The 19,171-nt window shown below is 31.6% G+C and carries 20 protein-coding genes; 14 read left to right on the top strand and 6 right to left on the bottom strand.

Annotation, left to right across the window (positions count from 1 at the left end):
• Positions 1-2: 2 nt before the first annotated feature.
• Positions 3-923, top strand: a complete 921-nt coding sequence (locus A5893_RS07160) for a hypothetical protein (RefSeq protein ID WP_157687510.1) — start codon at positions 3-5, stop codon at positions 921-923.
• Positions 924-966: 43 nt separating this feature from the next.
• Here the strand turns inward: A5893_RS07160 and A5893_RS07155 are convergent, their stop codons facing one another.
• The 4 genes from A5893_RS07155 to A5893_RS17675 all read right to left on the bottom strand — a co-directional run bounded on the left by A5893_RS07155 (position 967) and on the right by A5893_RS17675 (position 2,894).
• Positions 967-2,337 (bottom strand): dipeptidase, encoded by a 1,371-nt coding sequence (locus A5893_RS07155; protein WP_068821857.1) that lies wholly within the window; start codon positions 2,335-2,337, stop codon positions 967-969.
• Between the two features lie 69 nt (positions 2,338-2,406).
• Positions 2,407-2,562 carry a hypothetical protein gene (locus tag A5893_RS17685; RefSeq protein ID WP_157687509.1) on the bottom strand — a complete coding sequence of 52 codons (156 nt, stop codon included), beginning with the start codon at positions 2,560-2,562 and terminating at the stop codon, positions 2,407-2,409.
• A gap of 10 nt (positions 2,563-2,572) precedes the next feature.
• On the bottom strand, positions 2,573-2,734 hold the full coding sequence (locus tag A5893_RS17680) for a hypothetical protein (protein ID WP_157687507.1): 162 nt from the start codon (positions 2,732-2,734) through the stop codon (positions 2,573-2,575).
• Positions 2,735-2,744: 10 nt separating this feature from the next.
• Complete coding sequence (locus tag A5893_RS17675; protein WP_157687504.1) at positions 2,745-2,894, bottom strand: hypothetical protein; 150 nt, start codon at positions 2,892-2,894, stop codon at positions 2,745-2,747.
• A gap of 214 nt (positions 2,895-3,108) precedes the next feature.
• Here A5893_RS17675 and A5893_RS07150 point away from each other — a divergent pair, with 214 nt between their 5' ends.
• From A5893_RS07150 to A5893_RS07120, 7 genes are all read left to right on the top strand, one after another.
• Entirely contained in the window at positions 3,109-4,563 is a 1,455-nt protein-coding gene (locus A5893_RS07150) for a tetratricopeptide repeat protein (protein ID WP_068821856.1), read from the top strand.
• Positions 4,564-4,643: 80 nt separating this feature from the next.
• Positions 4,644-6,944: an ATP-dependent helicase gene (locus tag A5893_RS07145; RefSeq protein WP_068821855.1), complete on the top strand. Its 2,301-nt coding sequence runs from the start codon at positions 4,644-4,646 to the stop codon at positions 6,942-6,944.
• 236 nt (positions 6,945-7,180) lie between these two features.
• Positions 7,181-8,965 (top strand): translation elongation factor 4, encoded by a 1,785-nt coding sequence (gene lepA, locus A5893_RS07140; protein WP_068821854.1) that lies wholly within the window; start codon positions 7,181-7,183, stop codon positions 8,963-8,965.
• Between the two features lie 77 nt (positions 8,966-9,042).
• Complete coding sequence (locus tag A5893_RS07135; RefSeq protein ID WP_068821853.1) at positions 9,043-9,924, top strand: bifunctional 5,10-methylenetetrahydrofolate dehydrogenase/5,10-methenyltetrahydrofolate cyclohydrolase; 882 nt, start codon at positions 9,043-9,045, stop codon at positions 9,922-9,924.
• A gap of 67 nt (positions 9,925-9,991) precedes the next feature.
• A complete protein-coding gene (locus A5893_RS07130; protein WP_068821852.1) occupies positions 9,992-10,246 on the top strand; it encodes a DUF6364 family protein in 255 nt (84 codons plus the stop codon).
• Positions 10,243-10,662, top strand: a complete 420-nt coding sequence (locus A5893_RS07125) for a PIN domain-containing protein (RefSeq protein ID WP_068821851.1) — start codon at positions 10,243-10,245, stop codon at positions 10,660-10,662. Before A5893_RS07130 ends, A5893_RS07125 begins: the two co-directional genes overlap by 4 nt.
• 70 nt (positions 10,663-10,732) lie before the next feature.
• Complete coding sequence (locus A5893_RS07120; protein ID WP_068821850.1) at positions 10,733-11,623, top strand: DUF72 domain-containing protein; 891 nt, start codon at positions 10,733-10,735, stop codon at positions 11,621-11,623.
• A 60-nt stretch (positions 11,624-11,683) separates the two neighbouring features.
• On the opposite strand, the gene A5893_RS07115 is transcribed toward A5893_RS07120, so the two are convergent.
• Complete coding sequence (locus A5893_RS07115) at positions 11,684-12,439, bottom strand: lytic transglycosylase domain-containing protein (protein ID WP_068821849.1); 756 nt, start codon at positions 12,437-12,439, stop codon at positions 11,684-11,686.
• A 218-nt stretch (positions 12,440-12,657) separates the two neighbouring features.
• On the opposite strand from A5893_RS07115, the gene A5893_RS07110 reads away from it, so the two are divergent.
• The gene (locus A5893_RS07110) at positions 12,658-14,394 is read left to right on the top strand and encodes a pseudouridine synthase (RefSeq protein ID WP_068821848.1); all 1,737 of its coding nucleotides are present in this window, start codon (positions 12,658-12,660) and stop codon (positions 14,392-14,394) included.
• A 34-nt stretch (positions 14,395-14,428) separates the two neighbouring features.
• On the opposite strand, the gene A5893_RS07105 is transcribed toward A5893_RS07110, so the two are convergent.
• Positions 14,429-15,415, bottom strand: coding sequence for a D-alanine--D-alanine ligase (locus A5893_RS07105; protein WP_068821847.1), 987 nt, complete (start codon positions 15,413-15,415; stop codon positions 14,429-14,431).
• A gap of 151 nt (positions 15,416-15,566) precedes the next feature.
• Between A5893_RS07105 and A5893_RS07100 the strand changes: the two genes are divergently transcribed.
• From A5893_RS07100 to A5893_RS07080, 5 genes are read left to right on the top strand one after another with little or no spacing between them, the layout of a single operon-like run.
• Positions 15,567-16,334 (top strand): PASTA domain-containing protein, encoded by a 768-nt coding sequence (locus A5893_RS07100; protein WP_068821846.1) that lies wholly within the window; start codon positions 15,567-15,569, stop codon positions 16,332-16,334.
• 2 nt (positions 16,335-16,336) lie between these two features.
• Complete coding sequence (locus A5893_RS07095) at positions 16,337-16,645, top strand: rhodanese-like domain-containing protein (protein WP_068821845.1); 309 nt, start codon at positions 16,337-16,339, stop codon at positions 16,643-16,645.
• Between the two features lie 47 nt (positions 16,646-16,692).
• On the top strand, positions 16,693-17,739 hold the full coding sequence (gene mltG / locus A5893_RS07090) for an endolytic transglycosylase MltG (protein WP_068821844.1): 1,047 nt from the start codon (positions 16,693-16,695) through the stop codon (positions 17,737-17,739).
• Entirely contained in the window at positions 17,739-18,155 is a 417-nt protein-coding gene (locus A5893_RS07085) for an acyl-CoA thioesterase (RefSeq protein WP_068821843.1), read from the top strand. The genes mltG and A5893_RS07085 overlap by 1 nt, the downstream gene beginning before the upstream one ends.
• Entirely contained in the window at positions 18,155-19,135 is a 981-nt protein-coding gene (locus A5893_RS07080; protein WP_068821842.1) for a YihY/virulence factor BrkB family protein, read from the top strand. The genes A5893_RS07085 and A5893_RS07080 overlap by 1 nt, the downstream gene beginning before the upstream one ends.
• Positions 19,136-19,171 lie beyond the last annotated feature (36 nt).

The raw sequence follows: 19,171 nt of genomic DNA, 5'->3' as shown, positions 1-19,171 counted from the left end.
ATTTGAAAAAATTTATCATTAAATCTGTTGTTTTTTTAGCCATCTTAAGTTTGGTTTTCTTTTCCCTATCCTTAACTTTTAAAAGAAAATACAGCCCAAAAACTGACTACCTGGGGGCGATGATAGATAAACATCGTCGTTTAAATGAAATAGATAGCAATAGATTGATTTTAATAGGTGGATCAAATTTGGCATTTGGATTAAATAGTCAATTGATAGTTGAAAAGTTAAATGTAAACGTAATTAATATGGGTTTACACGCTGCTTTAGGTTTAGAATTTATGCTGAATGAAGTTAAACCTTCTATAAAAAAGGGAGATATCATTGTTCTTTGTTTAGAGTATCCTATTTATTTAGATGATTTTAAAAAGGATATTGATTTAATTAGTTTTACACAACATTTATATCCTCCTTCAAAAGATTATTATCATTTAAATATCGAAGAAAAGTTTTTAGAAAACTATGCTAAATTCAAAAAGCATTTTGAAGAACAAACCTTAAAAATTGATCCCGTTTTTAATCGTCAAAAATTTAATATCTATGGAGATAATATTGGTCACCTCGGTTTACCAGGATTAAAAGAATTGAGAGATAAAGAGCGTATAGGGGAGTTGGAAATCGATAAAAGTGCTAAACTTATTAATCAGTTTGAAATAGAATGTAAACAAAAGGGAGCTAAACTTTTGATATCATTTGTATCCTATCCAAAATCAGAATATCAGAAAAACAAAATAGGGATTAATGATTTAAATGATCTTTTACATCAGAAGATTGATAAAGTTCCTTTTATAAACAAACCAGAAGATTATATTTTTAATGATAATTTATTCTACGATACTGTTTATCATTTAAACAGGGAAGGAAGAGAAAAGAGGACTAAGATTTTTATTCAAGATTTAAAACCATATTTTAATAAAAATTGAAGAATTTCTAATAGAATTAGAAATTCTTCAATTTAAAAAAATCTTATTTGCTCATTTCAGCAAAATATTTATGAAATAATGGGATGGTTTCTATTCCTTTATAATAATTAAAAACGTCATACTTCTCATTTGGAGAATGCAAACTATCGCTATCCAATCCAAAACCCATTAATACGGTTTTAATTCCTAATTCTTCTTCAAATAATGCAACAATAGGGATGCTTCCTCCTCCTCTAGTTGGCACAGGTTCTTTACCGAAGGACTCTTCTATTGCTCTATAAGCAGCTTTAAAAGCAATTGAATCTGTAGGAGTTACATAAGGAGTACCTCCATGATGTGCAGTAACTTTTATTTTAACAGATTTTGGTGCTAGGCTTTCAAAATGATTTTTAAATAGTTCTGATATTTTTTTCCAATCCTGGCCCGGAACAAGCCTCATTGAGATTTTGGCATTTGCCTTTGCAGGAAGTACTGTTTTAGCACCAGGACCAGTATAGCCACCCCAAATTCCGTTTACTTCTAAGGTTGGTCTTATGCCTGTCCTTTCAATTGTAGAATATCCCACTTCGCCCCAAACATCATCAATAGAAAGTTCTTTTTTATATTCTTCTAAATCAAAAGGTGCATCGTTTAAAGCTTTTCTTTCTTCTTCAGAAAGATTAATTACGCCATCATAAAAACCTGGAATAGTAATATGATTTTGATCATCATGTAATGAAGCTATCATTTGGCATAGAATGGTTGCGGGATTAGCAACTGCCCCTCCGTAAACGCCAGAGTGTAAATCTTTGCCTGGTCCGCTAACTTCTACTTCCATGTATGCAAGTCCACGGAGCCCAGTTTCGATACTAGGGTTTTCCATGCTAATCATAGATGTATCTGAAATTAAAACTACATCTGCTTTTAAGCGACTTTTGTTTTGAGAAACAAATTTCCCTAAATTATCAGATCCAACTTCTTCCTCCCCTTCTATCATAAATTTGATATTGCATGGCAAGGTATTAGTTTTCATCATCAGCTCAAATGCTTTAACATGCATATAAAACTGACCTTTATCATCACATGCACCTCTTGCGTAGATTTTTCCATCTCGCAGTGTGGGTTCAAATGGCGGTGTTTTCCAAAGCTCAATAGGGTCTGGTGGCTGAACATCGTAATGTCCATACACTAATACAGTGGGTAATGAAGAATCAATAATCTTCTCCCCATAAACAATAGGATAGCCATCGGTAGAGCAAATCTCAACTTTATCTGCTCCGGCTATTATTAATTTATCTGCAACAAAATCCGCTGTTTTTTGCATGTCATCCTTATATTTTGGATCTGCACTTACAGAAGGAAATCTTAACAGTTCAAATAATTCGTCAAGAAAACGCTGACGATTTTCTTCTACGTAATTTTTAATAATTTGCATAAAATAGGATTTATACAAATATATCAAATTATAGTTTAGCCTTTTGTTAAAGGCTTTTAAAGATTATTTTTAATCCCAAGTGGCTACACTTGCACTTTTTTGATTAACAGAATTATTAATAGGAAGCTTTGCTTCTTTAACTTCTTCTTTATTTTGCATACCTAAAGTTGCTGCACCAGCAATTCCTGAAACAGCTATTAAAGTAATTATGATTAACTTTTTCATGATTAATAATTTAATCCCAAGTACCTACATTAGATTTATCGATATTATCTTCATCGCCGTCGGTCATCTTTATTGTCTTATCATTTTTTGATGGCGCAACTTCAGATTCTTTTTTACATGAGGTTGCAGCTATCGCTGAAACTAAAAAGAACATTATCATTAACTTTTTCATATTTTATAGCTTAATCCCAAGTACCTACATTAGATTTATCAATATTATCTTCATCACCTTCAGTCATCTTTATTGTCTTATCATTTTTTGATGGAGCAACTTCAGATTCTTTTTTACATGAGGTTGCAGCTATTGCTGAAACTACAAATAACATTATCATTAATTTTTTCATATTTTTAATAATTTGTAACTATTTATCAATTGTACCGTACAAAATTGCTAGGTTTGATGTATTATTAGAAATAATTCTTTATAATTAAAAATTATATCTTTTAAATTATAATTGTATCATAAAATTTAATAAAAAGATAGTTTAATTTCTTTTTAAATTAATAATTTAACTCGATTGAACATCTTTACTGTAACGCTCAAAAATGAAATTTTTTTGTACTCTTTTATTTTTATTCATTTATAATATCTGTCAAGGCTATCAAAATGACATTTTAGACAAGAGTCTAAAAAAAGACACATCTACTGTAAATGCTCTTAATATAAAAGGTTATCAAAATAGATTAACTGATCCAGAACAAACTATTCTTACTGCAAAAAAATCCGCAAAAATAGCTAATCTAATTAATTACTATGAAGGTCTTGCCGAATCATATCGAGTAATTGGAATTGGTTTTTATTACCTCAATCAAAGAGATTCTGCTTTAAACTACTATCAAAAGGCACTAGAATTATTTAAATCCAAAAAGAATGAAATTGGAGAAACGAAAGTTTCTAACAATATTGGGAACTTATGGGCTGAGATTGATTATGATAAAGCATTAGAATATTATGAGAAAACGCTTGTTATAGCTAGAAAAAGAAATATTAAGGAATTAATTGCCGGATCTTATCTAAATATTGGAAATGCTTATTATAGAAAAAAAAACTATAGCGTTGCCTTAAATAATTATGAAAAGAGCAGCCAACTTTTTAATGAAATAAACAATCCAATTGGAATAACTCAAAGTTTACAAAATAGAGGTGTAATTTATTTTAGTACTAATCAATATGATAAAGCAGAAAAACTTTTATTAGAAGCTAATGAAAAAGCAAAAATTCATGAGTTAAATAGTAGTGTTGCTTCTATAAATTTAAATCTAACCTCTATATATATAGCAAAAAATAACTTTTTAAAAGCAGAGCAATATTTACAAGAGGGTAAAGCATTTGCTAAATTAGTTAGTGATGATAAAAGAATTTATGATTATACTTATACTAATTATGAATTGGAATTTAAAAAGAAAAATTATGAAAAAGCTTTAATTTATTTAAAAGAAGTTCATGATCAGGATAGCATTTTCTATAAAAGGAACATAACTTCAAACATCAATCTTATCCAACAAACCCTTAAACAACAACAACTACAAAAAGAAAGTGAACTTACGATTGAGCAACAGAAAAACGCAAAAAAATTATCTATAGCTACAGCAATTGTTGCCATTCTTGCTTTTTTTGTTATATTTTTATTAGTTAAAACAAATAAGAAATCTAAAAATTCTAATGATAAACTAAAGGTTTTAAATGAAGAGGTTTCCAGACAAAAAGATAATGTTGATAAGATAAACCATCGATTAGAAGAATTAATTGCTGAGCGCACCAAAGATCTAATTATCAAAAACCAAAAACTTTCAGAATATTCTAGTCACCTCTCTCATCAAATAAGAGGTCCTGTTGCTACACTTAAGGGTTTAATGCTTTTAATTGAAGACGATATGGTGGACAGCAACGAAATAACCCCTCAAATAGTTAAATGTGTAAATAAGATTGATGAACAGATAATGGACATCAACGAAGCCTTAAACGACCCAACCAGATATCATTTAAATAAAAATAATTAAAGTGGAAATCTTTAAATGGGGCAAGGTGAAAATCTCTGCCCCATTTTTTTTAATTTTGCTTTCTTATAAAAATTAAACATTTGGATTTTTTAGCAGGATTAAACACTTCACAAAAACAAGCGGTAGAACAAACAGAAGGACCAGTAATGATTATTGCTGGCGCAGGTTCGGGGAAAACAAGAGTAATTACTTATCGGGTAGCACATTTAATTAGAAAAGGAGTTGACCCATTTAATGTATTGGTATTAACTTTTACCAATAAAGCCGCAAAAGAAATGCGTAATCGTATTTCTTCAGTTGTAGGTTCTGAAGCTAAAAATATTTGGATGGGAACATTTCACTCTGTATTTGCCAAAATTCTGAGAGTAGAAGCTAATAAAATCGGTTACCCAAACAATTTTACCATTTACGATACCGATGATAGTAAAAGTCTGATAAAAACTATCTTAAAAGAAATGAGTCTTGATGATAAACTGTATCATCATAATTTTGTTTATGGGCGAATTTCAAATGCTAAAAACAATTTAATTTCTGTTCAAGAATATCAACAAAACGAAACCATACAGGCTGAAGATTTTACCAGTGGAAGAGGATTTTTAGGTAAAATATATGAAACCTATGTAAACCGTTGTTTTAAGGCGGGTGCAATGGATTTTGACGATTTATTGTTTAAAACAAATGTACTTTTAAAGGAGCATCCCGATGTTTTATATAAATACCAAAATAAATTTAAATATTTAATGGTTGATGAGTATCAGGATACTAACTTTTCTCAATATCTTATTGTTAAAAAGCTGGCTGCTATTAGAGAAAATTTATGTGTGGTTGGTGATGATGCACAAAGTATTTATGCCTTTAGAGGTGCCAATATTCAAAATATCCTCAACTTTCAAAAAGACTATCCAGATGTTAAGGTTTACAAGTTAGAGCAGAATTATCGTTCTACACAAAACATTGTAAATGTTGCAAATAGCATAATTGCCAATAATAAAAATCAATTAGAAAAAAATGTTTTTTCTGATAATGAGATTGGCGAAAAAATAAAAATAACTCGTTCCTTTTCTGATAATGAAGAAGGTAAATCTGTTGCAGAATCCATTATCCAAGAACGTGGAAACAATAATTTAGAATGGAAAAGTTTTGCCATTTTATATCGTACCAATGCGCAATCAAGATCCATGGAGGAAGGTTTGAGGAAATTGAATGTTCCTTATAAAATCTATGGTGGTTTATCATTTTATCAAAGAAAAGAAATTAAAGATTTAATTGCTTATTTCCGTTTAACATTTAATCCTAGTGATGAAGAAGCTTTTAAAAGAGTGATAAATTATCCAGCAAGAGGAATTGGAAAAACCACGTTAGACAGAATTATTTTAGCAGCTGATCAAAACCAAAAAACCTTGTTTGAGATTATTTGTGATGCTCCAAAATATTTAGAAAATCGCTCTGCAATGGCGGTAGAGAGTTTTGCGACTGCAATTCAAAGTTTTGCGGTAGTAGCAAAAAATAGCAATGCTTATGATACTGCTTTACACATTGCTCAACAATCCGGTCTTTTAAAAGATTTATATTCTGATAAATCAGTTGAAGGTTTAAATCGCTATGAAAATATTCAGGAGCTTTTAAATGGTATTAAAGAGTTTTCTGAACGTGAGGATATTGAAGAACGTAGTCTGGATATTTTTATGCAGGATATTGCATTATTGACTAACGACGATAACGATAAAGACCCAAATAAAGACACCGTATCTTTAATGACGATTCACTCTTCTAAAGGATTAGAATATCCTCAAGTTTATATTGTGGGTTTAGAAGAAAATCTATTCCCATCTCAGATGGCTTTAAACTCTAGGGCAGATTTAGAAGAAGAACGTCGCTTATTTTATGTGGCGATAACTAGAGCAGAAAAACGTCTACATTTAAGTTATGCAACATCAAGGTTTAGGTTTGGAACTTTAATTAATTGCGAGCCTTCTCGCTTTTTAGATGAAATTGATGCTAAATATTTAGAGCTGGAGTTTACTCAAAAAGCACCAAGGGAAAATACAAGTTTTGGTGATGAACGTAATAAATGGCAAAGTAAAACATCAGAAAAAACTGTTCAGGGAGATTTTTTCTCGAAACCAAAACCTCCAACAACTAAACCAATATCTACCACTTCATTATTGGCAAAAGCTCATGTACCAACACCAGGTTTTGCACCAAGTGATACTTCAAAATTACAAACTGGACAAGAAGTAGAGCATGAACGTTTTGGGTTTGGAAAAGTAATAAACTTAGAAGGTAGCAAGGGCGATATAAAAGCAACGGTGTTTTTCAAAGAAATTGGACAGAAACAGTTGTTATTGAAATATGCAAAATTGAGAATACTGGAAAATTGAATATAACCACAGAAAATACAAAGGTTTTAACATAGAAATAAAGATTTTTTTTTGCGCTAACGATTGAAACGACATCTCCGCCAGTAGTCGGACAAGCTTTTTTCATTTGCAAAAAAAATATATATCCTCCAGCTGGCGGAGTGTTAAAGCGCCAATATCGATAAATGTAGAATTGGCTATCTAAAATCTTTAAAATCTCAATAATTTCTCGTTAAAAATCTATCTTTGCGTTTCAAATGAAGCATATACGTAATTTTTGCATTATTGCACATATAGATCATGGTAAGAGTACTCTTGCCGATCGATTATTAGAATTTACTTCTACCGTTACCAAACGTGAGTCGCAGGCTCAACTGTTGGATAATATGGATTTGGAGCGTGAACGTGGAATCACTATAAAAAGTCATGCCATCCAAATGAATTATATCCATGAAGGTCAGGAATATATTTTGAACTTGATTGATACTCCGGGACACGTAGATTTTTCTTATGAAGTTTCTCGTTCCATTGCAGCTTGTGAAGGTGCATTATTAATTGTAGATGCTTCTCAAGGTATCCAAGCCCAAACTATTTCTAATTTATACCTGGCTTTAGAGCAAGATTTAATCATTATTCCTGTTTTAAATAAAATGGATTTGCCAGGGGCGATGCCCGAAGAAGTTAAAGATCAAATTGTAGATTTAATTGGCGGAGAAAGGTCTGATATTATTCCAGCATCCGGTAAAACAGGTTTAGGAATTCAAGATATTTTAACCGCGGTCATTGATAGAGTGCCACCTCCCGTTGGAGATCCTGACGCTCCATTACAAGCTTTGATTTTTGACTCTGTTTTTAATTCTTTTAGGGGAATTATTGCTTATTTTAAAGTTGTAAATGGACAAATCAAGAAAAACGACAGGGTAAAATTTGTTGCAACAGGTAAAGAATATATTGCTGATGAAGTTGGGATTTTGAAATTGAATCCTACCCCAAAAGATGTTGTCAAAACTGGCGATGTTGGTTATATTATTTCTGGAATTAAAGAAGCAAGAGAAGTAAAAGTTGGAGATACTATAGTTTTAAGAGACAGACCTGCACCAAGTATACAAGGTTTTGAAGAAGTTAAACCGATGGTTTTTGCAGGAATTTATCCTGTTGATACCGATGAGTTTGAAGAATTACGTGAAGCTATGCACAAGTTGCAATTAAATGATGCTTCTTTGGTTTTTGAGCCAGAATCTTCTGCGGCGTTGGGTTTCGGTTTCCGTTGTGGTTTCTTAGGGATGCTACATATGGAAATTATCCAAGAGCGATTAGAGCGTGAATTTGATATGACGGTAATTACAACCGTTCCTAACGTTTCTTACATTGCCCATACCACCAAAGGCGATCCTTTTACAGTAAATAATCCTTCCGAATTACCAGATCCTTCAAAACTAGAATTTGTTGAGGAGCCTTTTATAAAAGCAAATATCATTACCAAAGCAGAATTTGTTGGACCTGTAATGTCGCTTTGTATTCAAAAAAGAGGAATGATTATCAATCAGCACTATTTGACAGCTGATAGAGTGGAATTGGTTTTTGAGATGCCCATGGGCGAAATTGTCTTTGATTTTTACGATAAATTAAAAACCATATCTAAAGGTTATGCTTCTTTTGATTATCATCAAATAGGTTTTAAACAATCTGATTTGGTAAAATTAGATATCATGCTAAACGGTGAACATGTAGATGCTTTATCATCTTTAATCCACAGAAGTAATTCTTACGATTTTGGTAAACGCATTTGCGAAAAATTAAGGGAATTAATTCCAAGACAACAGTTTGATATCGCCATACAAGCTTCTATCGGAGCAAAAATTATTGCTCGTGAAAACGTAAAAGCATTGCGTAAAGATGTTACGGCTAAATGTTATGGTGGTGATATATCTCGTAAACGTAAATTATTAGAGAAACAGAAAAAAGGTAAAAAACGTATGCGCCAGGTTGGAAATGTAGAGATTCCACAAACAGCGTTTATGGCAGTTTTAAAATTGGATTAAGACCCCTTAATCCCCTTAAGGGGAAACTGGGTTTATTATATAAATATTAAATTTATCACCTTTAGGGGCTTGGGGTTATGAATCTACTCGACGGAAAACACGTTTCAGAAGAATTAAAGAAACAAATAGCAATTGAAGCAGCAGAAATGCTGGAAAAAACAGGACGAAAACCACATTTGGTTGCTGTTTTAGTGGGCAATGATGGCGGTAGTGAAACCTATGTTGCCAGTAAAATGCGAAACTGCGAAAAGGTAGGTTTTAAATCTTCTTTAATCAGATATGATGAAACCGTTACCGAAGTCGAATTGCTGAATAAAATTGAAGAGTTAAATCAGGATAAATCTATTGATGGATTTATTGTTCAATTGCCTTTACCAAACCATATCAATCCTGATAAAGTAACAGAAGCCATAGATTATAAAAAGGATGTTGATGGTTTTCATCCTATTAACTTAGGTAGAATGCAACGCAATCTTCCCTGTTTTTTACCCGCAACTCCTTTTGGAATTATGTTGATGCTAGAGTTTTACGGAATTGAAACCGCAGGTAAAAATTGTGTAGTTATTGGTAGAAGTAATATTGTGGGTAGTCCGATGAGTATTTTAATGGCTCGCAACTCAAACCCTGGAAATGCCACTGTTACCTTAACTCATAGTAAAACTAAAAATTTAACAGAAATTACGCTTAAAGCGGATATTATTATTGTAGCTATTGGTAAAAAAAATTACCTCACCGCAGATATGGTTAAAGATGGTGCTGTAATAATTGACGTGGGTATGAACAGAGAAACTTCTGAGAAAACAAAATCTGGTTACAAACTTTTTGGAGACGTAGATTTCGAAAATGTTGCTCCTAAATGTTCTTACATTACTCCCGTACCCGGAGGCGTTGGTTTAATGACCATTGTGAGTTTACTAAAAAACACTTTATCTGCAGCTAAAAAGGAATTTTATAATTAACACGTATAAGTTATTTTTTATTTACGTGTAAATAAGTATCTTTGGGTAATAAAAGATATTAATAGATATGGATACCAAATTAACATTAAGCTTTGATGAGGAGATTATCCAAAAGGCAAAGCGGTATGCCGATAGAAATAACATCAGCCTTTCCAGGATGATTGAACATTTGTTAACTAAGGTTGTAGAAAAACCTTATCAATCTTTAGAAGATTTTCCGATTTCTGATTGGGTGGGCATGGTTGCCGAAGGACCTGCAGAGTACAAAACCAAAAAATCAAAAAAAATAGATAAATCAGATTTTTTTGAATCTAAAAAATGAAAGTTTTTTTAGATGCCAACATCTTAGTTGCCATTTTAAATAAGAAATATCCTATTTTTTCTCTCGCTGCTAGAATTTTAAGTTTGGCCGACCAACCTAAATATACTTTTTACACTTCCCCTGTTTGCTTAGCTATCTCTTTTTATTTTGCCGAAAAGAAAACATCATCCTCGATAGCTAAAAATAAAATTAAAATCCTTTTAGAGCATATTCAAATTGCAGAAAATTTAAACAGTGCCATTCTTAAAACTTTAAATAATAAAAAAGTTCATGATTTTGAAGATGGGCTGGAATACTATGCTGCAGAAGAAGCTGGATGTAATTGCATCCTTACAGAAAATTTAAAAGACTTTTATTTTGCAGATTTAGAAGTTTTAGATTGTAAAGGATTTGCAGAAAAGTACCTTATAAAATAAATTTTAGTCTTTTATTTCAAATTCTTCATTTTAAGTATCGCATTTTCACTTTACATCTGTATTTTTAAAAATGCAATTTGGAAAAGTAGATAATCCCTCAGAAATAGATTTTAGCCTTCCGGCTGATGATAAACAAACTTTAAAAGTTTTAAACGAGAACAAATCGAATAAAAAATTTGAAGCTTATGTTGGTTGTGCAAAATGGAATAAAACTGATTTGAAAAGTTTTTATCCAAAAAAAACAAAAGATGAGTTAGAATATTACTCTACCCAATTTAATTCTATTGAATTGAACGCTACTTTCTATAAAATCCCTGATAGAGAACAAGTGATTACCTGGAAAGAGAAAACTCCAGCAGACTTTAAATTTTATCCAAAAATATCAAATACGATAAGTCATTTTAGACGATTAAGTAATGTTAAAGAACCATTAACTCAATATTGCGATGCCATAAGTAACTTTGAGGAAAAACTGGGAATGGTGTTTTTGCAATTGCATGATAACTTTAAACCAAAAGATTTTGATAGGTTAAAGACTTTAGTAACAGAATTTCCCAAGGCTATTCCATTAGCTATTGAGCTAAGAAATGAAGAATGGTTTACGGATGAGAATATCTCTGATGAAATTTTTGAACTGTTTCATCAGCATCAAATCTCAAATATAATAGTTGATACCGCAGGCAGAAGAGACATGTTACACATGAAATTGACTACTCCCCAGGCATTTATACGTTACGTTGGCGCAAATGATGAAAGTGATTATAAAAGATTAGATGATTGGGTTGTGAGAATTGCAAAATGGAAAAAAGAGGGCTTACAAGAACTCAATTTTTTTGTCCATCAAAATATTGAAAAAGCATCTCCCTTATTATCAGCATACTTTATCAAAAAACTTAACAAAGCATTGGATTTAAATTTACATGTGCCAGTAATGGCTGATGAAAATCCAACATTGTTTTAATAAAAAAAGCCTTCTAAAAAGATTAGAAGGCTTCAATATTGCTTTTTGAAATATTTATTTTTAATCCTTTAATGCCAATAACCTTCTGGCATTTTTAATTTTATAACCGTAATCTTCCGGATGTTCTATTACTTCTTTCATTGAAATTAAACTATAAACGTATTTACCCGTTTCTCTATTTAATTTCATTTTAAAATAATCATCTTGTTTTTGAGATTTAATTTGGCGCCAAAGTCTACCCTCACCTCCATTATAAGCAGCAGCAGCCAATGTCCAACTATTAAATTGCTTGTATAAATCTTTAATATATTTAGCAGCTGCAATTGTTGATAATCTAACGTTCATACGTTCATCAACATTACTGTTAACCGTTAAGCCATAATCTCTACCTGTTTGCGGCATAAATTGCCATAATCCTGCAGCTCCTTTTGGCGAATATTGACCTCTTTTCATTCCGCTTTCAATCAATGGAACGTATTTAAAATCTTCAGGAATTCCGTATTTTTTTAATATCGGTTCAATAATTGGAAACCAAACTTCTGCTCTTTGGTGCAATTGATGGGTTTGTAAATTTTTGAAAGAATTAGCATTAATAGCTAACTTCATTTTACCATCAATCCGCTTATTTCCTGTCGGTACAAGTTCATTAGCAAAATTTAGTGATGTAAAATCCTCATTCTTTAACTCTTGTTTTACATCTGGTAAATCCGTCTTAACAACGGGTTGATTTATGGATGAATTGCGGTAACCAAATATTTTTGTGAGTACACATAATACCAATACTAGGCTACAAGCAATCATGATTTTTTTCTTCATAATTTCTTGTTTAATTATTCATTTTAACAAAAAGCTTGGCAAAGGTAATATTTATATATCACATTTTCAAATAGTTATGATTAATACCAAAAATAGGATAGTTAAAACTGGCTTTAAATAGCATTAAATTCACCTATCATAAATCTGCTTAAGCTTCTGATTTATAAAGTTTTTTGTATCTTTGCACCCCTTAAAAGAGGTATATAAAAATACAAACCATGCCATTCAATAAAAATAGGAACAGTCGTGATGACAAATCCGGAAAAGACTTCAAAAAGTCTGATAGATCTGAATCTACCAATAGATCTAAATCCGAAAATCGCCCTTTCAATTCTTCTTCAGATTATAAAAAGAAAGACGATTCTAGCTTTAATACAGAAAGAAAGCCTTATGGAGAAAAAAGCGCTTCTGGAGAAAGAAAAGCTCCTTACGGTTCAAGAGAAGGAAGCAGCGGAGGTTCTTATAGAGACAAAAAACCTTACGGCACTCGTAGCGAAGGCAGTTACGGAGATAAAAAACCTTATGGCACCCGTAGTGAAGGAAGTAACGATAGAAAACCTTACGGAGATAGAAAAGAAAATTTTGGCGATAAAAAGCCATTTGGAAGCAGAGAAGGTTCTTATGGAGATAGAAAACCTTTCGGCGAAAAGAGAGAAGGAAGTAACGATAGAAAACCTTACGGAGATAGAAAAGAAAGCTCTTTTGGAGATAGAAAACCTTTCGGCGAAAAGAGAGAAGGAAGTAACGATAGAAAACCTTTTGGGGATAGAAAAGAAAGCTCTTTTGGAGATAGAAAACCTTTTGGGGATAGAAAAGAAAGCTCTTTTGGAGATAGAAAACCTTTTGGGGATAAAAGAGAAAGTTCTTTCGGTGATAGAAAACCTTTCGGTGATAAAAGAGAAGGCTCTTTCGGAGATAGAAAACCTTTCGGTGAAAGAGAAGGTGGAGATAGAAAACCTTACCAAAAAAAGGATACTTCTTTTGAAGGAAGAAAAGCTTATGGCGAGAAAAGAAACTTTAACAAGACTGATAGCGAAAGAAAGCCTTTTGTAAGTAGCGATAAAAGTTTTGGAGGAGAAAAAACTCCTTATGCAAACAGAGAAAATTATAATAATAGCGACGAAAATTCATTTAAAAGAAGATCTGATGATCTTAGAAGAGATTCGAATCAATTCAATGATGATCAGGTAAAGCTTAAAAGCAGAAGTAATAATAAAAGCTTTAGGAATGAAGATGATACTATAAGATTGAATAGATTTATTTCTAATGCTGGCATTTGTAGCAGAAGAAAAGCAGACGAATTAATTGCTGCAGGTGTGGTTTCCGTTAACGGAGAAGCGGTAACGGAATTAGGCACAAAAGTAAATCCAGCAATTGATCAAGTTAGGTACAATGGAGAGCTATTAAAAAGAGGTAAAATGGTTTATGTTTTGCTAAATAAGCCCAAAGATTATATCACCACTACTGATGATCCACAAGAACGTAAAACTGTGATGGATCTGGTAGATAAAGCTACGAGCGATCGCATTTATCCTGTCGGAAGATTAGATAGAAACACAACTGGTCTTCTTCTATTAACCAATGATGGCGATTTAGCCGACAAGCTTTCCCATCCAAAAAACAGCATTTCTAAAATCTACAATGTAGAACTTGATAAAGCGCTATCACAAGGAGATTTTAACAAAATTGCATTTGGTTTAGAACTAGAAGATGGTTTTATTAAACCGGATGATGTAAGATATGTAACTGGTGGTAGCAAAAGTGAAGTTGGAATTCAAATTCATAGCGGTAAAAACCGAATTGTAAGAAGAATTTTTGAAAGTTTGGGTTACGATGTAATAAAATTAGACCGTGTAATCTATGCAAATCTTACCAAAAAAGATTTAACTCGCGGACGCTGGAGATATTTAACAGAACAAGAAATTATCCAATTGAAACATTTTACAAAAGGATAATTTTTATAGCCCATGATTAAAATCATGGGCTATTTCATGTCAAAGCTTCTTCAATCAATAAAGAATAAAAATCTTTCACTTTCATACCGGCGGCCCTTACTTGTTGTGGTATAATACTGTTTTCTGATTGACCAGGAACAGTATTGATTTCTATAAAAAAGAATTCTTCTGTAAAATCCTGAAGAATAAAATCTACCCTAACCATTCCTTTACAGTTTAGTTTTGAATAAATAGACTTTACAATTTCCCCTACTTTTAAAGTTTGTTCCTCAGCGATTTCTGCTGGCGTAATTTCTTGGGTAACTCCCGCAGTATATTTTGCTTCATAATCAAAAAACTCTTTAGATGATTTTATCTCTGTAATGGGTAAAACCTTAATTTCCCCTTTCTCTAAATAAGCACCAACCGTAAATTCTCTTCCTTTGATAAACTCTTCTATTAAAATTTGATTGTCCTCGGCGAAAGCCTTATTTAAAGCCTCTTGTAGTTCATCCCAACTATTGACTTTAGACATTCCAATACTGCTACCACCGTTATTGGGTTTAATAAATAAAGGAAGCTTTAACTGGCTTTCTATCTCTTTTGTATTTGAATTTTCTTGTGTAAATAATTGAATAGAATTTGCGGTATTTAAACCATTAATATCTTTCACAACGGCCTTTGTGTAGGCCTTATTCATAGTTATCGCAGATGTTGTAGCATCACAAGTGGTATATGGAATTTGCAACAAATCAAAATAGCTTTGCATTTTACCGTCTTCTCCCGGCGAACCATGAACAATAATAAAAACCACATCGAAATTTATCTTATCTCCGTCCACTAATAAACTAAAATCGTTTTTATCAATTTGGATTTTTTGACCGCTTTTACTCTCGTAATACCATTCTGTTTTATTGATGATGATTTTATAAACTTCATATAAGTTTTCATCTAATTGATGTTCAATTTGTTGAGCACTGTTTAATGATACTACGTATTCTCCAGTATAACCGCCAGCAAGCAATGCGACCTTTTTCCTCATCTATTTTATGATTGATTTAATCCTAAAGGATCATTTTAAAATTTAACCAAATATAAATTTAATCTTTCAAGCATACATTTTTGTAGATAATTTAATTGATGCAATTTCTTTAAATTGGTTAAGTTTGCATAAAATGATGTACCTATTGTAAATGAGTAAATTCTTTAAATATTTAGCAACACCAGTTTTTCGTAAAAATTTAATTATTGCCTTTGCTGTAATCAGTATATTGATTTTTACGCTGTTTATAAGTTTGCGATTTTATACAAGACATGGTGAAGGGAAACCAGTTCCAGATCTTAAAGGTTTATCAATTGAAAAAGCTGTAGAAATTTTAGAAAACGAAGGATTTAGATATCAGGTAGATTCTGTTTTTATTTTGGATAAAGCACCCGGATTAGTTACGGAACAAGATCCGGATGCGAATACAAATGTGAAAGATAACAGGATGATTTATTTGACCATTGTAAGTTCACAAACTCCAGATGTTAATTTCCCTGATATAGAAAATAAAACATTTATTGAAGCACAAGCCATGTTAAGCAATTATGGTTTAAAAGTGGGTGATACCATTTATAGATCTGATATTGCGAGAGATGCAGTTTTAGAATTTACTTTTGCTGGGCAGCCTCTTAGAATAGGACAAAAAGTACCAAAAGGATCTAAGATAAATTTAGTTTTAGGTGATGGTTTTGGTGCAAGTGAAGTAGAGCTTCCAAATTTAGTAGGCTTAACTTTAAGCGAAGCAATGTTTTCTTTAAAAGGTGCATCGTTAACATTAGGTAGTATAACTTATGAAGGAGCTGTTAAAGATTCTTTAAGTGCAGTAATTAAATATCAAACTCCGCTTTACAATCCTGATTCCTTAATTAAGGTAAACATTGGTACCAATATTAATGTTGTTATATCTAACCAATAACAATGGAAGATATATTTGCAGAAGATTTTATAAAATTGAGAAAATTACAACCTAATCTTCAGATTATTGATGTTAGGGAAAAATTAGAGTTTTATACATTTAACATTGGCGGTATAAATATCCCATTAGGAGAATTACCAAATGCCATTAAAGAAGATGAATTAGATATCGACCAAAACAAACCAATTATAGTAATCTGCCAAAGAGGGTTGAGAAGTAAAACAGCTAAAATTATTTTACAAAATGCTGGCTTTAAAAAAACCCAAAATTTAATCGGTGGCTTACTTAAGCTACAAAGTATTTCTTCTTAATTGTATAATTTTTCAATCAAGATCGTTTTAAACATTTATTAAATTTAATGGATAATCATCAAAAAAAAGGAGGCTCAGTTGCCTTAATTTTAATAGTATTAATAGTTCTAGCTTGCGTTTTAATTTTGCCAGGTATTTATAGGAAATACTTAAAAGCCAATACAAACATCGATAGCAAGACTTATCTATATATCCCTACAAATGCCACTTACCAACAAGTTTTAGATTCTATTGATAAGCACCAATTATTAAAGGATAAAAAAACATTTTTAAATTTAGCACAAGACCGTGAGTATAGTTCTAAAATAAAATCAGGTAAATATCCTTTTAAAAAAGGAATGAATAATAGGCAAATATTAAATATGCTTATTGCAGGAAATCAGGAACCTGTACAGGTAGGTTTTAGAAACATCAGATTAAAAGAAAACTTCGCCGCCACTGCAGCAAAAAAACTAGAATTTGATTCTACATCCTTAATTAATTTAATTGATTCTGTAGATTTTATTAAAAATTACGGCTTTACAAAAGATAACATCTATACCCTGTTTATCCCAAACTCTTATGAGATGTATTGGAATATTTCTGCCAAAGATTTCTTTGAGAGAATGAACAAGGAATATGAAAAATTTTGGACAGATGAAAGAAGAAACAAAGCCAAAGAAATTGATTTGTCTCCTCAAGAGGTCACCGTTTTAGCTTCAATTGTAGATTCGGAAGCTTTAATGGATAAAGAAATGCCAACCATTGCCGGCTTATATTTAAATCGTTTAAAAAGAGGGATAAAATTAGAAGCAGATCCTACTGTTATATTTGCAAATAATGATTTTAGCATAAGGCGAGTATTAAATAAACAACTTAGAAAAGATTCTCCTTATAACACTTATTTATACAAAGGATTGCCACCAGGACCAATCATGATGCCTTCTATAGCAGCCATAGATGCTGTTTTGAATCATGAAAATCACAATTACATTTACATGTGTGCTAAAGAAGATTTTTCTGGTTATCATAATTTTGCTGATAATTTAAAAGATCATTTGGCCAATGCCAAAAGGTTTCAACAAGCTTTAAATGAAAGAAATATTAAAAAATAATGTTTGAGTTTGAAACCAGTTTAAGAGTAAGATATGCCGATACAGACCAAATGGGTTATGTATATTACGGTAATTATGCTTCTTATTTTGAAGTTGCCCGTACAGAAATGCTTCGCAGTTTAGGCTTAACCTACAGAGGTATGGAGCAAGATGGTGTGATGATGCCTGTTTTAGAGATGAAATCGAAATACATTAAACCAGCTTTGTATGATGAGGTATTGAAAATTAGGGTAACTATCAATCAAAAGCCAAGTGTAAGGATTATTTTCATCTATGAATTATTTAATGAAAAAGATGAACTTATCCATATTGGGGAAACAACTTTGGTTTTTGTGAATATGGAGAAGAACAAGCCTTGCCTCGCCCCAAAAAACTTTATGGAAAAGATTGAGACTTATTTTCCTAACTTAGATTAATGCTTTGGTTTCATCAATTTCTTCTAAGATTTAAATTTTACCAAACATTTATAGAATGGACAAAGGTAATTGTATTACCTGGTTTTAGTCCACTACCACTTTATACCGTTGCTTCATTTTTCTTTCAGGAAATACAAAAAGATTCTTTGGTTAACAAAGCTTCTTCTTTGGCCTATAATTTTATGATGGCTTTATTCCCGTCTATCATCTTTCTATTTACACTGATTCCTTATATTCCTATAGATAACTTTCAAAATCAGTTAATGGCACTCATCTCTATATTATTACCTGAGAATGCCTATTTAGCTTTTGAATCTACTTTAGAAGATATTGTGAAAAATCAAAATTCTAAATTATTGTCTTTAGGGTTTATCTTGGCTTTAATATTTGCTACTAATGGAATTGATACTTTAATGCAAGCTTTTAATAAATCATCTTTGATAGTAGAGACAAGATCTTGGATAAAACAAAGAATCGTTGCATTAGTACTTACTATACTCACTTCTTTTTCATTGATTCTTGGAGTGGCCGTAATGATAATTGGTGAATTTATAATCACTTTTATAAGAAACGAATTGCATTTAAAAGATGGCGCATTTTGGATATATTTAATTATGGTAAGCAGATGGTTAATCATCATAATTGTATATTTTGTTACAACATCATTATTATATCGATACGGTCCTGCCAATTCCAAAAAGTGGAAGTTTTTTAGTGCTGGTTCTTGGTTTGCAACAATACTTGCGATTTTAACTTCTTTAGGATTTACCTATTATATCAATAATTTTGGCACCTATAACAAGCTTTACGGTTCTATCGGTACACTGTTGGTAGTTATGCTTTGGCTTTATCTTAATTCTTTAATTTTATTGATAGGGTTTGAATTAAATGCCAGTTTAGATTTGTCTAAAAGAACTGTTAAAATCCACAGACCAAGATTTAACACTTTTAAATCTACCAACTCAGAAAAACTAGGATAAAAAAAAGTCCTGAATTTCTTCAGGACTTTCAATTCA

The organism is Pedobacter psychrophilus (genome assembly GCF_001652725.1).
Taxonomy (GTDB): Bacteria; Bacteroidota; Bacteroidia; order Sphingobacteriales; family Sphingobacteriaceae; genus Pseudopedobacter; species Pseudopedobacter psychrophilus.
The sequence above is the reverse complement of the archived record's forward strand: the minus strand, read 5'-3'. Positions and strand labels throughout refer to the sequence as shown.

Bases quoted from the DNA above. Each gene is read 5' to 3' on its own strand.
- A5893_RS07155 (WP_068821857.1), bottom strand. From the start codon at position 2,337: ATGCAAATTATTAAAAATTACGTAGAAGAAAATCGTCAGCGTTTTCTT.
- A5893_RS17685 (WP_157687509.1), bottom strand. From the start codon at position 2,562: ATGAAAAAGTTAATCATAATTACTTTAATAGCTGTTTCAGGAATTGCT.
- A5893_RS17680 (WP_157687507.1), bottom strand. From the start codon at position 2,734: ATGAAAAAGTTAATGATAATGTTCTTTTTAGTTTCAGCGATAGCTGCA.
- A5893_RS17675 (WP_157687504.1), bottom strand. From the start codon at position 2,894: ATGATAATGTTATTTGTAGTTTCAGCAATAGCTGCAACCTCATGTAAA.
- A5893_RS07150 (WP_068821856.1), top strand. From the start codon at position 3,109: ATGAAATTTTTTTGTACTCTTTTATTTTTATTCATTTATAATATCTGT.
- lepA (WP_068821854.1), top strand. From the start codon at position 7,181: ATGAAGCATATACGTAATTTTTGCATTATTGCACATATAGATCATGGT.
- A5893_RS07135 (WP_068821853.1), top strand. From the start codon at position 9,043: ATGAATCTACTCGACGGAAAACACGTTTCAGAAGAATTAAAGAAACAA.
- A5893_RS07130 (WP_068821852.1), top strand. From the start codon at position 9,992: ATGGATACCAAATTAACATTAAGCTTTGATGAGGAGATTATCCAAAAG.
- A5893_RS07125 (WP_068821851.1), top strand. From the start codon at position 10,243: ATGAAAGTTTTTTTAGATGCCAACATCTTAGTTGCCATTTTAAATAAG.
- A5893_RS07120 (WP_068821850.1), top strand. From the start codon at position 10,733: ATGCAATTTGGAAAAGTAGATAATCCCTCAGAAATAGATTTTAGCCTT.
- A5893_RS07115 (WP_068821849.1), bottom strand. From the start codon at position 12,439: ATGAAGAAAAAAATCATGATTGCTTGTAGCCTAGTATTGGTATTATGT.
- A5893_RS07110 (WP_068821848.1), top strand. From the start codon at position 12,658: ATGCCATTCAATAAAAATAGGAACAGTCGTGATGACAAATCCGGAAAA.
- A5893_RS07105 (WP_068821847.1), bottom strand. From the start codon at position 15,415: ATGAGGAAAAAGGTCGCATTGCTTGCTGGCGGTTATACTGGAGAATAC.
- A5893_RS07100 (WP_068821846.1), top strand. From the start codon at position 15,567: ATGAGTAAATTCTTTAAATATTTAGCAACACCAGTTTTTCGTAAAAAT.
- A5893_RS07095 (WP_068821845.1), top strand. From the start codon at position 16,337: ATGGAAGATATATTTGCAGAAGATTTTATAAAATTGAGAAAATTACAA.
- mltG (WP_068821844.1), top strand. From the start codon at position 16,693: ATGGATAATCATCAAAAAAAAGGAGGCTCAGTTGCCTTAATTTTAATA.
- A5893_RS07085 (WP_068821843.1), top strand. From the start codon at position 17,739: ATGTTTGAGTTTGAAACCAGTTTAAGAGTAAGATATGCCGATACAGAC.
- A5893_RS07080 (WP_068821842.1), top strand. From the start codon at position 18,155: ATGCTTTGGTTTCATCAATTTCTTCTAAGATTTAAATTTTACCAAACA.